The following is a 14,211-nucleotide window of genomic DNA, read 5'->3' on the forward strand; positions in this document are numbered from 1 at the left end:
CATTATAAGGACAATGTGCCGGATTGTCTATGTGTTGTCAAGACTCGTTCTTCAGCAGAACCTTTTTCATCTTCTTAGCAAATTCATTCCGCGGAATCATTACACTGTGTCCGCAGCCCTCACATTTGATTCGGATATCCGCCCCCATACGTATAATCTTCCAGGCATTTGTTCCGCAGGGATGCGGTTTTTTCATCTCTACTACATCATGCAAATTAAACTCTTTCTCCGCCATCATATGAATTCCCCTCCATATTCTCTTTGTGGATGACCATTCTTGGATAAGGCATTTCTATTCCGTTCTGATCCATGAATTTTTTCAAGTCCTGCCGCAGTTTCCGGCCTACTCCAAAGTTTGCGACCGGTTCCGTTTCTGCCGCGATACGAAGTAATATCCTTGACGGTTCCATGCTTTGCACGCCCAGCACTTCAGGAATTCCAATAACTTCAGCATAGCGGTCTTTCGGCAGTTTTTTCAGGAAGTCTTTAATTAATTCTTCCGCATGATCAATGTCTGTCTCATAGGACAGTGCAAGATCCAGTAAGACCATGGAATTGGTGACAGAAAAGTTAATGACTTCACCAATTTGTCCATTCGGCACCGTGTACAATTCTCCGCCGTACAGTGCAATCTTTGTTGTACGAAGACCAATTTCCATCACTGTGCCTTCACCAGAATTAATGCGCACATAATCTCCTACCCCAAACTGATCCTCAAAAATAATGAAAAATCCCGAGATGACATCCTTGACCAGACTCTGCGCACCGAAGCCGACAGCCAGACCGAGTACACCAGCACCGGCTAGTAATCCTTTTGCGTCTATATGAAATTCCGTCAAAATGGCCAGTATGGCAGAGAAATAGACGATGTACTTAAGGGCATTCTCCAGAAGTTTAATAATCGTCTTCTCGCGTCTCTCCGACTTGCGCATTGGACTCTTTAATTTAATGGCAAAAAATCGGCGAATCAGCATTTGTCCGACTTTCACTACGATGCCTGCCACCACAACAATTAAAACGATTCGAATGGCAAAGAAACCAGTATCAATCCAAAACCTTGTATCAAGTAAAGTATCTCTCATCTGTTGAACTAATTCCTCGATGAATTTCAGATTTTCTTTCACATCTTCTTTTGTATTAACAGCCATGGAAAGAAATCCTCCTCTCGTATAAACGGCTGCGCCCGCGGCTATACTTCACAGCAATACATGCGCCGATAATCTTCAGCGTAATAAAACATAAAGGACTGGTGTCTCCAAATGCATAAAGCCGAAGCCTCTTCTTATCATTACCGTATTTCCAGTAAAGAATCTGGTGTGGTGTGGAAATTAAGTTCCTACTTCATACAGCACATTCCGTTCAAGCAGCAACCGATTATTTTCTATTGTATTGGCACGGACCGATCAACAGGTGATGCTCTGGGTCCATTGACTGGCTCATACCTGTCAGAGATGAGCCTCTTCCCTTACACCGTCGTCGGCACATTACAGGACCCGCTTCATGCGTTAAATTTGCGGCAGCGGATTGAGCAGACCAGCACGCTTTATCCCGATGCATTCATTGTAGCTATAGATGCCTGCCTCAGCAAAAAGGACGCAGTCGGTGATCTATTGTTTCACAGCGGTCCGATTGCACCGGGTAAAGCTGTTGGCAAGGAACTGCCGCCTGTAGGTGATGTATCCATCAAAGGCATTGTAAATATTGGCGGTTTCATGGAACAGGCCGTCCTGCAAAGCACACGTCTGCATCTGCCGTTTGAAATGAGCCGCCTGATTGGCCGTGCCTTGCAGCTGGCGCATCACCGAAAACCGTCAGATGATATACACAATCGTTACGATCACCGCAACTATCCCAATCCCTGGAATGAAGTTGGCTACCCTGATTTTCGTCAAGCCGATTAAGTTTAGACCGATGGCGGCAATCATCAGGCCGCCTGTTGCAGTCATTTCGGAAATGAATAACTCCATCAGCCCGTCTGGAACAAACCGGCTGATGATGGTGGCCAAAAAGGTGATGCCTCCTTGGTAAATCAATAGAGGAACAGTTGCAAACGCTACGCCAATGCCTAATGTGGAACTAAAGATGATGGAAGTAAAACCATCCAATATCCCTTTCATTATTAACACATTGTGATCATTACGGAGCCCGCTATCAATAGCTCCGATAATTGCCATAGATCCTACGCAAAAGAATAACGTAGCCGTAACGAATCCCTGTGCAATTCCTGGCCCTTCTTTTTTTGCAGGCAGCTTTCTCTCAATCCATCGTCCTAATTGGTTAACCTTTTTATCCAGGTCAATCCATTCTCCCAGGATTGCCCCTATGACAATACTCAGGATCACAATGACTATTTGTGTTGTTTCAAATGTCATTTGTAAACCAATTGCCACAACGGCCATTCCAATTCCGTACATAATGGTTTCTTTCATTCGTTCCGGAATTCCATACAGAAACCTTCCAATCAATGTACCGACTATAATTGTCAATACGTTAAACAGTGAACCAAATAGTATCATGCAGTCACGTCCATGTTCTTTTCAAGAATAAAACCTATTTTGCGGTCACGGCAAAATAGGTTTGTATATTATCGCTCAGTGTTTAATAATTCAAGGATTCGTTCAAAGTCCTCATCAGAGTGAAATTCAATTTCAATTTTGCCTTTTTTCTTTGTCTTCTTGATGGTTACATTAGTACCGAACTGTACACGAAGTGTAGTTTCCTGCGCTTCAATGAATATATCCTTTTTCTTTTCTTTTTTTGTTTCACGTGGAACGTCTTCATTCAATCGCTGCACTAATTTTTCCAACTGACGAACGTTTAACCCTTCCGTCTTGACCTTTTCAGCAACTGTCAGTATTTGCTCCTTCTTACGAAGACCCAGCAATGTCCGGCCATGCCCCATAGACAATATTCCTTGGGAAATGTCTTTTAGGACTTTCTCCGGCAAAGCCAGAAGGCGAATATGGTTGGCAATATGCGGACGGCTCTTCCCTAGACGGAAGGCCAGCTGCTCCTGCGTAAGCTCCAGGCTTTCCATTAGGTTCTGGTATGCTTCCGCCACTTCAATTGGTGATAAGTCTTCACGCTGCAGATTTTCCAGAATAGCCATTTCCATGGACTGCTCATCTGTCAGATCACGCACAACAGCCGGGATTTCTTTTTTGCCTGCTAATTCAGAAGCGCGATATCTTCTTTCCCCTACGACGATTTCGTATTGAGTTCCAACGCTGCGGACAATGATTGGCTGCAGAACGCCGTGTTCTTTAATGGACTCACTCAGTTCAGCAAGTGATTCATCGTCAAATTCTTTTCGGGGCTGATAAGGATTCGCTTTAATGCTTTTCAGACGTAACAGTTCTACCTTTTCCAATGATTCACGGGGAAATAATGCATTTAGACCTTTACCCAGACCTTTACTCATTCTCCACCACTTCCTTTGCCAACTCTAAATAAACTTCTGCGCCTTTGGATCGGGAATCATATAAGATAATTGGCTTTCCATGACTGGGTGCTTCGCTCAGACGGACATTACGCGGAATAATGGTGTGATACACTTTGTCCTGGAAATACTTCTTCACTTCTTCAATTACTTGAATTCCTAAATTCGTTCTCGCATCAAACATTGTCAATAATACACCGTCAATATAAAGTGATTCATTCAAGTGTTTTTGGACGAGACGAATGGTGCTCAACAGCTGGCTTAGACCTTCCAGCGCGTAATATTCGCACTGAACCGGAATAATAATGGAGTCAGAAGCTGTCAGGGCATTCAGCGTCAACAGACCAAGTGAAGGCGGACAATCAATAATGACATAATCATAGTCATCCTTAATATCCTGTATCGCGTGTTTCATCCGGACCTCACGTGAAATAGTGGAAACCAGTTCGATTTCAGCTCCTGCCAATGAAATGGTTGCAGGAATAATATCGAGGTTTTCAATGTTGGTTGTCAGGATAATATCCCGTACAGGCACATCGTCAATCAGCATATTATAGATGCAGTCTTGTACGTCACCTTTGTTAACACCGACTCCACTTGTCGCATTCCCTTGTGGATCCGAGTCAATTAAAAGCACTTTTTTGCCTATATGGGCAAGGCATGCGCTTAAGTTTACAGAAGTCGTTGTTTTGCCGACTCCTCCCTTTTGATTTGCTATGGCGATAATCTTACCCACTCTTGCACCTGCTTTCTGTTCTTTTTCATTTATTCTAATAGTACACCAAAGTTTTCTTCATTGCCTTCTTATGTCTGAATTAAAATGGATAATGTGTTACATATAACCTGCTTTTAACATGCTGACAGCCGTCTTTTGGCAGTATGTACTGTATTCAATCTACTTTCATTTTATCATCTTCGAACGATGAACTCTATGGATATATAAGAAAACTCTTGCCAGTCGGTCAGCAAGAGTTTTCAATCGTTACTTTTTACATATTTTCACTGTGATTGTGTAGAATTCTTCTGAATCCACTTCTTCTGATTCTACTTCAATTCCGCTCTTTGCCATTAGCTTGAGCGATTCACGTAACGTATTCACTGCAATCCGGACGTCCTTGCTCACGGCTTTTTGTCGCGGTCCGCGCCGTCTGAGCGGCTGCACCTTCTCGGTTGCCTCAACCGGATACATAATCTCTCTAATCCGTGATTCCAGTGCTTTGACGTTATATTGATTCTCTTTTATTTCTTCCAGTACTTCAACTTGGAGTGCGGCTTCTTTCAGCGGCAACAGTGCACGTGCATGGCGTTCTGAAATCTCTTTTTGCAAGATGGCTTTCTGCACTTCTTCAGGCAGCTTCAGCAGACGCATTTTGTTTGCGATAGTAGACTGACCTTTGCCAAGCCGTTGAGCTAATGCTTCCTGCGTCAATTCGTGCAAGTCCAATAAGCGCTCATAAGCATGCGCTTCTTCGATTGCCGTCAATTCCTCCCGCTGCAAGTTCTCGATCAATGCAATGGAGGCTGTTTCTTTATCGTCCAAATCCCGGACAATTGCTGGCACTTCAGTCCAGCCAAGCTTACGCATTGCACGGTACCTTCGTTCACCTGCAATTATTTCGTATGAACCGTCACTTTTAGTACGAATAACAATCGGCTGAATAACACCGTGTGTATGAATGGTTCTGGCTAGTTCTTCAATTTTTTCTTCATTAAAAATTGAGCGTGGCTGATATTGGTTCGGTGTAATCGAATCAATTGCAACTTGTGCTATGTTTTCCGGATGATGAACATTTACTTCCTCTATAGTACTCAACTTCTCTCCCCCACCAAAAAAGCGCGAAAAAGTATTTTTCAACCCCCTGCACCACCTTTTCGAAACTCGTCCCTTTTATCCCATCAATACAATTGTTTCACGTGAAACATTTCTCATACTCAATCCGCTGTAATCGGTGTTTTGTTCGGTACTCCTGGCTTTCTTGGGTATTTCTTCGGTGTCTGCTTTTTCTTTTCAAATACAAAGATGTGACGTTCACTATTTTCTTCCGGCAGCAGAAACTCATGCTCGTCCTGTAATACTGCCCCCAGCAACTTAACCGCTCTTGATGCATCCTGTAATTCTTCCGCAGCAGCTGCGCCTTTCATGGATACAAACAATCCGCCTTGCTTGGCAAGTGGGATACACAGTTCAGACAACACAGACAAGCGTGCTACTGCACGTGCTGTAACTACGTCAAACTGTTCACGGTATTTTGGATTACGGCCGAACTCCTCTGCTCTCGCGTGGATGAATGCCACTTTTTCAAGCTTTAATTCACTGGCTAAGTGGTTTAAAAATGTAATGCGCTTATTCAATGAATCAACAATCGTTACGTGAAGATGCGGGTAGCAAATCTTCAGCGGGATGCTCGGAAAACCTGCACCTGCCCCTACGTCACAAACAGACTCTACAGATGTGAAGTCCACGTAGAACGCACTTGTTATGGAATCATAAAAGTGCTTTAGGTATACAGATGGTGCATCCGTAATCGCCGTCAGGTTCATCTTTTCATTCCACTCTACCAGCACTTCAAAATAGCGCTTGAACTGTTGCTTTTGTGTATTGGACAATTCAATGCCATTCTGCCGCAGTGCGTCATAAAACTGTTCTTCTGTCATGCTCTCATTCCTTTTCAAAAAGACTGACGCCTGCATAAGCGCCAGTCCCTGTACTTAACCGGATACTTTCGCAATTTTTCCTTGCTCTATATAGACAAGCAAAATGGAGATGTCTGCCGGATTGACCCCTGAAATACGCGATGCCTGTGCAATAGACAAAGGCTGGACTGCTTTAAGATTTGCCTTTGCTTCTTTTGCAATGCCTGAAATTGCATCGTAATCGATGTTTTCCGGAATCCGCTTGTTCTCCATCTTTTTCATTCTTGCTACCTGCTGCATGGATTTTTCGATATATCCTTCATACTTAATGAAAATCTCCACCTGTTCCGCTACTTCTTCATTGATGTCTTCAAGAGGTGGAACAACTTTACGTAATTCGCTGTACTTCATTTCTGGGCGTTTCAGCAGATCAGCTGCTTTCATTGGTTCACGAAGTGCTGCACCGTCCGCTTCAGCGATGATTTCCTGAATCGATTCTGACGGTTTGACAGTTGTCTTGCGTAAATGTTCAATTTCGGCAGCAATTTGTGCTTTCTTTGCAAGGAACTTTTCATAACGCTCTTCACTGATCATGCCATTTTGATAACCGATTTCCGTCAGCCGCATGTCAGCATTGTCATGACGCAGCAACAGACGATACTCCGCTCTTGAAGTCAGCAAACGATATGGCTCACTTGTACCTTTAGTAACCAGATCGTCAACGAGCACGCCGATATATGCATCGCTGCGGTCAAGCACGACTTCTTCCTTGCCGAGAACATTGCATGCTGCGTTAATTCCCGCCATCAAACCTTGTGCCGCCGCTTCCTCATATCCGGAAGTGCCGTTAATCTGGCCGGCAGTGTACAAGTTTTTAATCTGCTTCGTTTCCAGCGTCGGCCATAGCTGTGTTGCGATGATGGAATCATACTCAATCGCGTAGCCGGCACGCATCATTTCAGCCTTCTCAAGACCCGGGACGCTGGCAATCAGGCGGTGCTGTATATGTTCAGGGAGACTTGTTGACAATCCCTGTACGTACACTTCACGCGTATTGCGGCCTTCCGGCTCCAAGAAAATCTGATGCCGTGACTTGTCTGCAAAACGGACAATCTTATCTTCGATGGATGGACAATAGCTGGGTCCTTTCCCCTTAATGACACCCGAGTACATCGGAGATAAATGAAGATTGTCATTGATAATTTCGTGTGTTTCCGGTGTTGTATACGTTAACCAGCAAGGCAGTTGATCCATGATGAACTCCGTCGTTTCATAGCTGAATGAACGCGGTACATCGTCGCCCGGCTGAATTTCCGTTTTACTGTAATCGATAGTCTTGCTGTTGATGCGCGGCGGTGTTCCCGTTTTGAAACGCACCGTCTGCAGACCAAGTTCCTGAAGGTGATCCGCCAGTTTGATGGACGGCATTTGGTTATTAGGACCGCTTGAGTACTTCAAGTCACCAATAATAACTTCCCCGCGTAAAAATGTGCCTGTTGTGATAATGACGGTCTTCGCACGGAATATTGCACCGATTTGCGTGACGACACCTTTGACTTCATTGTCCTCAACGATTAAACGTTCTACGACTGCCTGGCGAAGTGTCAAATTCGGCTGTTCTTCTAATACCCGCTTCATTTCCTGCTGATACAGCACTTTGTCAGCCTGCGCACGCAGCGCACGTACTGCCGGGCCTTTTCCTGTGTTCAATAAACGCATTTGAATATGCGTTTTGTCAATTACTTTTGCCATTAGGCCGCCAAGTGCATCAATTTCACGTACGACGATGCCTTTTGCGGGCCCTCCCAGTGATGGATTACAAGGCATAAAAGCAATCATATCTAAATTCATTGTAAGTACTACTGTCGATGCGCCCATCTTGGCTGCTGCATAGGCTGCTTCTGCGCCTGCATGTCCAGCTCCGATGACGATACAATCGAACGTGCCTGCTTCAAATTGTGGCATGTTCGTTCATCCTCCCATTGATAAAATCATTATTTTCCGAGGCAGAACTTTGAGAACAACTCTGTAATTAAACTATCTTGAACGGTATCCCCGATGATTTCACCGAGAATTTCCCATGTACGCGTAATATCTATTTGAATCATATCAACCGGCACCCCTGCCTGAGCAGCTTGTACAGCATCATCAATTGTATTGCGTGCCTGTTTCAGCAAAGCAATATGACGCGCGTTGGATACATATGTCGGATCATTGGATTCCAGTGATCCTTCAAAGAACAGGGATGCAATTGCTTCTTCGAGCTCTGTGATGCCTTTTTCCTGCAGAATTGAAGTAGTAATCACCCGATCGCGTCCCGCCAATTCATATACACGCTCCAGATCAATCTGGGCAGGCAGATCTGTTTTATTGGCGATAACCAGCATGTCCATGCCTGCAACGGCTTCAAACAAGCGCTCGTCTTCGTCCGTCAGCGGTTCAGAACTATTGACCATCAGAAGGATTAAATCTGCTTCTTTCAGCACTTTTCGTGAACGTTCCACGCCGATCCGCTCCACTATATCTTCCGTTTCACGAATTCCGGCTGTATCGACAAGACGTAAAGGCACTCCTCTTACATTTACGTACTCCTCTATAATATCACGGGTCGTACCCGCAACATCCGTGACGATTGCCTTATTTTCCTGCACGAGGCTGTTCAGCAGCGAGGATTTACCGACGTTCGGACGGCCGACAATTACAGTAGACAGCCCTTCGCGCAAAATTTTCCCCTGCAATGACGTACGCAGTAACTCATCGATTTCATCGCGTACCCATTCGCCTTTTTCAACCATGAGCGGAATCGTCACTTCTTCCACGTCATCGTATTCCGGATAGTCTATATTCACTTCGACTTGAGCAAGTGTTTCAAGAAGCGCCTGCCGCAGTTCCCCGATCAGATGAGACAGTTTCCCCTCCATTTGGTTGAGTGCGACATTCATAGCTTTATCTGTTTTTGCTCTGATTAAATCCATGACGGCTTCAGCTTGAGACAAATCAATCCGGCCATTCAGAAATGCCCGTTTGGTAAACTCGCCGGGTTCCGCTAATCTTGCCCCTTCCGATAATACGAGCTGAAGCACCCGGTTTACGGAGGTGATTCCCCCGTGACAGTTGATCTCCACAATATCTTCCCGTGTAAAGGTTTTCGGTGCCTTCATTATCGACACCATGACTTCTTCCACTAACTCCTCCGTTACTGGGTCATGCAAGTGACCATAGTGGATTGTATGAGACGGTTGTCCGCAAAGCGGCTTTGCCGCAGGAGACTGGAATATACGGTCTGCAATTTTCCAGGCATCTTCGCCGCTGAGACGGACAATCGCAATCGCCCCTTCTCCCATCGGAGTAGAAATGGCGGCTATCGTATCTACGTACAAATTATTCACCTTCCTGGTTTTGTTGTCCACATGTGTATATCTTTTTGCGAACACTACTTTCTAACAACCTATATTATCATAAACCGCCCAATTCTCCTAGCATGTGAATTGAAAAAATGTGGATAAATTCAGGATTTTTGAGCTATCCGCCAAGGTACGTTATGATGTGCTATCAGTCGACAAAAAACCCTGCCGAATCAAGCTTCAGAGGCATTTTAATTTACTGAAAAAATAACATGGAATTAGAAGAATCTCTTAGAATTGCGACAGAAATGGATGGACTGGCGCGGGGCACAGGAGAGGATGTATGTTTCAGAAAGTAAGCTAGGTTCATTCCGGTTTTCGGCCCAATTTTCTTTAACTGGTACAGTCCCTAATTTGAATATAAATAAGTGTAACTGTCATTCATATATGACAGGACATGATCTAAAGCGGCGACAACGATGAACTGCAGCAGAAGCGGGTGTTCAACCTCGAAACCCAACAGTGACAGAATTTACGAAGATCATTCCGGTTATACGCACTTACCTGTAAAACATATAAAAAACCCCGCGGAATCAAGCTTATCCGCGGGGTTAGTTTTATTCAATTCCTTTAATAACAATATGCCGGTACGGGTCTTTTCCTTCTGAGTATGTCTCGATGTCCAGTCTTAGCGAAAGTGCATTATGAATGACTTTTCTTTCGTAGGAAGGCATCGGTTCAAGTGCCACCTGGCGTTTCGTACGGACTGCCCGGTCTGCCATGCGTTCTGCAAGCTGCTCAAGTGACTGCTCACGTCGTTCACGATAATCCGCAACATCAATTCGGACAATTTTGAATTGACGGGTGACTTTATTGGCAACAAGCTGGGCTAATTGCTGAATAGCATTTAGTGTCTGCCCTCTTTTGCCTATCAAAAAGGCGGCTTTCTCACTTTCCAGCTGGAAGTTAATATACTTTCCTTTGCTTTCATGCGTGATGACTAAGTCTTCAATGCCCATTTCTTTAGCCATCTCCGCAATATAATGTTTTGTTTCTTCGATTGCATCTTTTTCATTATAAGCTTTAGCTTCAGGCAGTTCTGCAGCTGCCTGATCTACTGGAACAGTCTCAGATTGCTCAGCTTCCTTCTCAGGCTGTTGAACACTTTCAATTACTTCAGCGGCCAGTGAAGGCATTTCATCATCTTCTTCAGGTACGGACGCCTTCTCAGCTGCTGAAGGTACAACAGCCTCTGCCGCTGCAGGCTGTTCTATGACGTTTACCAGCACTTCAGCTTGTTTTGCCCCAAAACCAAGAAATCCTTTTCGTCCATTTTCCAGCACACTTATTTCAACTTCATCTCTTGTTACACCCAGGTCCTGTAAAGCTGATTCGATCGCTAGCTCAACGGTTGCAGCCCTTTGTGTAAGTTGCTTCATTTCTTTTTCCCTCCTGATTTAACTACTTCAGCGCTTTTTGGCTTATCAAACGGCTTGTAGATAAAAATATTTTGGATGAGTGAAATGATATTTCCGACAATCCAGTATAAAGCAAGTGCTGCCGGCAAGAATGAACCAAATACCATGATCATAAACGGCATGATATACATCATCGTCTTCATTTGCGGGTTATCCATGGCAGGTCCTGTACGAAGAACTGTCAATTGGAACAGGCCGGCAATAACGGCAAACAGAATACTCGGTGAACCGAGTGCAACCCCAAGGAAGCTGCCTAATTCAATTGTAGGCGTGGCATTCATTCTGCTGATTGCGTGGTAGAAGCCAATAAATATTGGCATTTGGATGAGGACAGGCAAACATCCCGCAACCGGATTGATCTTTTCGTTAATCATAATCTGCTGCATTTCTTCCTGATACTTTTTCTGCGTTACAGCGTCTTTGGATTTATATTTCTCTTTTAACGCTTTAAGCTGTGGCTGAATTTCCTGCATACGCTTCGAACTTTTCGTCTGCTGAACAATCAATGGAAGCAATGCGGTACGGATAATAGCCGTAACAACGATAATTGCCAGTCCGTATGTACCGAGCCATGACTTGAACTTCATAATTAATGTGACAAGCGGCCAGACGATGTACTCGTTCCAAATTCCTGTGCTTTCTGCTGTAATCGGCTTATTGAATTCCGAGCAGCCTGCCATAAAGACAGCGACCACAACAAGCAGTGAAAGGAACACTAATTTCTTTTTCAACATTTTTTCCCCCAAACAGTCGCAAACTCGTTTTTTAAACTTTTTTTCAGTGTAACATGCCGGCTTTCGCCGTTCTACATCTTACTGATAATTCATTTTTACTTAAATACTTTTGCGATTTTCAGAACATGCCGCAGATTTTTCTTGGTCGTATGGAAATCGAGCGTGGCGGCTTGATTCCTTGCGATAATAACATAATCCAGATCAGGTTTGACCTCATCTTTCATTTCCAGGAATGATTGGCGGATATAGCGTTTGATCCGGTTGCGTGTAACGGCATTACCGACTTTTTTGCTGACAGATAATCCGATCCGAAACTCTTCCTGGTCTTCTTTCTTATAGGTATAGACAATGAACTGTCGGTTGGCAAAGGACTTTCCTTTTTTAAAAACCGTTTGAAATTCTTTATTTTTTTTAATTCGCTGGCTTTTTTTCATAATAGCACCTGCTTTAATTTTCTTCCGCCGCGGCCTGCTGATCATCTAATGGAAGAGACCCGGCATTTACTGAGAATAGTCCAATTAGCTAAAAAAAAGACCACTGATAAGTCAGTGGCCTTATGCTGAAAGAACTTTTCTTCCTTTGCGACGACGAGCTGCTAAAATTCTACGGCCGTTTTTTGTACTCATTCTCTGACGGAATCCGTGGACTTTACTGCGTTTACGTTTATTTGGTTGGAATGTACGTTTCATTTCGTAAGACACCTCCTGCTTTGATTGTCTCTTTTCCTACTGTGACAGTCTTGAATAGTATAGCCATCCAGTAAAAGAATGTCAATGCTTTTCTATTCATTCACTTGCGATCCTGCGCAAGTGCTTTCTTTCGGCCCTGCCACTTATCCACAACCCCGGCAGGCTCGTCTCTGGATGAATTGTTGGCAGATTAAAATTGTGGATTTTTTAATCCGGCATTTGTCGACAAGTTTTTCACATATTCAGCCCTGTGGATAACCACTTTATGCACAGTTACCGGTATTGTGAATAAATCATTGAACTCCTTGTCATTATTCAGTTTCCCTGTTACAATTAAAAAGCTTTTATTGTGCATAAAATATATATCTAAAATCTTATCCACATATGTGAATACAGTGTGGATAGTTTTTTCAACATGTTTCGATAATTTTTATCCACAGCCCTGGATACTGTGCATAAGCGGATTCCGGGCTTTTTATAATCTTATCGTAAAGGAGGCACACGATTGGAAAATTTATCGAGTTTGTGGGAGCAGGTATTGAAGAATATCGAAGCTCGGGTCTCAAAGCCCAGTTTTGAAACGTGGCTGAAGTCGACTAAACTGCTGACGTTTGAAGAGGAAAACGCAACTATTTCCGTTCCTAACTCATTCGCCAAAGATTGGCTGGAAACACATTATGTTCATTTAATTACGGGGATTTTATCCGAACTGACCGGTGAGGATCGAATCGTCGAGTTTATTGTCCCGCAAGATATGGCAGAGAATGATATTAAACTGCCAAAATCACAGCCAAAGCCGGTCGAAAAGGCCCCAATGCCTAATTCAGCGGGGATGCTGAACCCAAAATATACATTTGATACATTCGTGATCGGGTCAGGTAACCGCTTTGCGCACGCAGCATCGCTTGCAGTGGCAGAAGCACCGGCGAAAGCCTATAACCCGCTGTTTATCTATGGAGGGGTTGGACTCGGAAAGACACACTTAATGCATGCAATTGGCCATTATGTACTGGAACAGAACCCTTCATCGAAAGTCGTTTATTTATCATCCGAGAAATTCACAAATGAATTCATTAACTCGATCCGTGATAATAAAGCCGGAGATTTCAGGGATCAGTACCGCAGTGTAGATGTACTCTTAATTGATGATATTCAATTCCTGGCTGGAAAAGAACAAACGCAAGAGGAGTTCTTCCATACATTCAATACGCTGCATGAAGAATCAAAGCAAATTATTATTTCCAGTGACCGTCCGCCAAAAGAGATTCCGACACTTGAGGATCGGCTGCGTTCCCGTTTTGAGTGGGGTCTGATTACAGATATTGCACCGCCGGACTTGGAAACAAGAATCGCTATCTTGCGTAAAAAAGCAAAGGCAGATGGTCTCGTTGATATCTCCAACGACGTCATGCTCTATATTGCCAATCAAATTGATTCAAATATAAGAGAGCTCGAAGGGGCATTGATCCGTGTGGTTGCTTATTCTTCACTGGTAAATGCAGACGTCACGACAGATTTGGCTGCTGAGGCGCTGAAAGACATTATTCCAAACTCCCGTCCGCGGATCATCTCTATATTGGATATTCAAAAAGCGGTGGGAGAACATTATAATGTCCGGCTGGAGGACTTTGTAGCGAAGAAACGTACACGTGCAATAGCATTTCCGCGGCAGATTGCCATGTACTTGTCGAGGGAACTGACAGATTCATCACTGCCAAAGATAGGTTCAGAATTCGGGGGCCGGGATCATTCGACTGTCATTCACGCACACGAAAAAATCTCGACGCAGCTGGATACAGATAAATCTCTGCAGCAGGATGTCCAGGATATTAAAAAAGTTTTAGGGCGCGCCTGATCGACTGTGGACAACTGTGGACAGGGAGTGCAGGGTCG

Annotated in this window: 15 protein-coding genes; 2 read left to right on the plus strand and 13 right to left on the minus strand. The window is 44.1% G+C overall.

The features are described from left to right. Positions 1-37: 37 nt before the first annotated feature. Entirely contained in the window at positions 38-235 is a 198-nt protein-coding gene (locus SporoP33_RS09240) for a DUF951 domain-containing protein (RefSeq protein WP_081244818.1), read from the minus strand. After that, positions 216-1,148, minus strand: coding sequence for a mechanosensitive ion channel family protein (locus tag SporoP33_RS09245; protein WP_081243444.1), 933 nt, complete (start codon positions 1,146-1,148; stop codon positions 216-218). Before SporoP33_RS09245 ends, SporoP33_RS09240 begins: the two co-directional genes overlap by 20 nt. Positions 1,149-1,259: 111 nt before the next feature. Here SporoP33_RS09245 and yyaC point away from each other — a divergent pair, with 111 nt between their 5' ends. Continuing rightward, positions 1,260-1,901, plus strand: coding sequence for a spore protease YyaC (gene yyaC / locus SporoP33_RS09250; RefSeq protein ID WP_081243445.1), 642 nt, complete (start codon positions 1,260-1,262; stop codon positions 1,899-1,901). On the opposite strand, the gene SporoP33_RS09255 is transcribed toward yyaC, so the two are convergent. The 11 genes from SporoP33_RS09255 to rpmH form a co-directional block, all read right to left on the minus strand. Continuing rightward, a complete protein-coding gene (locus SporoP33_RS09255) occupies positions 1,812-2,516 on the minus strand; it encodes a DUF554 domain-containing protein (protein WP_081243446.1) in 705 nt (234 codons plus the stop codon). The two genes, yyaC and SporoP33_RS09255, sit on opposite strands and share 90 nt — an antisense overlap. A 68-nt stretch (positions 2,517-2,584) precedes the next feature. Beyond that, positions 2,585-3,421 (minus strand): ParB/RepB/Spo0J family partition protein, encoded by an 837-nt coding sequence (locus SporoP33_RS09260; RefSeq protein WP_081243447.1) that lies wholly within the window; start codon positions 3,419-3,421, stop codon positions 2,585-2,587. Continuing rightward, positions 3,414-4,175 carry a ParA family protein gene (locus tag SporoP33_RS09265; RefSeq protein ID WP_081243448.1) on the minus strand — a complete coding sequence of 254 codons (762 nt, stop codon included), beginning with the start codon at positions 4,173-4,175 and terminating at the stop codon, positions 3,414-3,416. Before SporoP33_RS09265 ends, SporoP33_RS09260 begins: the two co-directional genes overlap by 8 nt. Positions 4,176-4,421: 246 nt before the next feature. Next, on the minus strand, positions 4,422-5,294 hold the full coding sequence (gene noc / locus SporoP33_RS09270; protein ID WP_081243449.1) for a nucleoid occlusion protein: 873 nt from the start codon (positions 5,292-5,294) through the stop codon (positions 4,422-4,424). A gap of 77 nt (positions 5,295-5,371) precedes the next feature. Further along, positions 5,372-6,094: a 16S rRNA (guanine(527)-N(7))-methyltransferase RsmG gene (gene rsmG / locus SporoP33_RS09275; RefSeq protein ID WP_081243450.1), complete on the minus strand. Its 723-nt coding sequence runs from the start codon at positions 6,092-6,094 to the stop codon at positions 5,372-5,374. A gap of 54 nt (positions 6,095-6,148) precedes the next feature. Then, entirely contained in the window at positions 6,149-8,038 is a 1,890-nt protein-coding gene (mnmG, locus tag SporoP33_RS09280; protein WP_081243451.1) for a tRNA uridine-5-carboxymethylaminomethyl(34) synthesis enzyme MnmG, read from the minus strand. Between the two features lie 29 nt (positions 8,039-8,067). Then, positions 8,068-9,453 carry a tRNA uridine-5-carboxymethylaminomethyl(34) synthesis GTPase MnmE gene (gene mnmE / locus SporoP33_RS09285; RefSeq protein ID WP_081243452.1) on the minus strand — a complete coding sequence of 462 codons (1,386 nt, stop codon included), beginning with the start codon at positions 9,451-9,453 and terminating at the stop codon, positions 8,068-8,070. Positions 9,454-10,034: 581 nt separating this feature from the next. Then, complete coding sequence (gene jag, locus SporoP33_RS09290; protein WP_081243453.1) at positions 10,035-10,856, minus strand: RNA-binding cell elongation regulator Jag/EloR; 822 nt, start codon at positions 10,854-10,856, stop codon at positions 10,035-10,037. After that, positions 10,853-11,629, minus strand: coding sequence for a membrane protein insertase YidC (gene yidC, locus SporoP33_RS09295; RefSeq protein WP_196796760.1), 777 nt, complete (start codon positions 11,627-11,629; stop codon positions 10,853-10,855). The genes jag and yidC overlap by 4 nt, the downstream gene beginning before the upstream one ends. Before the next feature lie 95 nt (positions 11,630-11,724). Continuing rightward, positions 11,725-12,063 (minus strand): ribonuclease P protein component, encoded by a 339-nt coding sequence (gene rnpA, locus SporoP33_RS09300; RefSeq protein ID WP_081243454.1) that lies wholly within the window; start codon positions 12,061-12,063, stop codon positions 11,725-11,727. Positions 12,064-12,183: 120 nt separating this feature from the next. After that, entirely contained in the window at positions 12,184-12,318 is a 135-nt protein-coding gene (gene rpmH / locus SporoP33_RS09305) for a 50S ribosomal protein L34 (protein ID WP_081243455.1), read from the minus strand. A gap of 505 nt (positions 12,319-12,823) precedes the next feature. Between rpmH and dnaA the strand changes: the two genes are divergently transcribed. Continuing rightward, positions 12,824-14,173, plus strand: coding sequence for a chromosomal replication initiator protein DnaA (dnaA, locus tag SporoP33_RS09310; protein WP_081243456.1), 1,350 nt, complete (start codon positions 12,824-12,826; stop codon positions 14,171-14,173). Positions 14,174-14,211: the final 38 nt, after the last annotated feature.

This window comes from Sporosarcina sp. P33 (assembly GCF_002077155.1).
In the GTDB taxonomy this organism is placed as follows: domain Bacteria; phylum Bacillota; class Bacilli; order Bacillales_A; family Planococcaceae; genus Sporosarcina.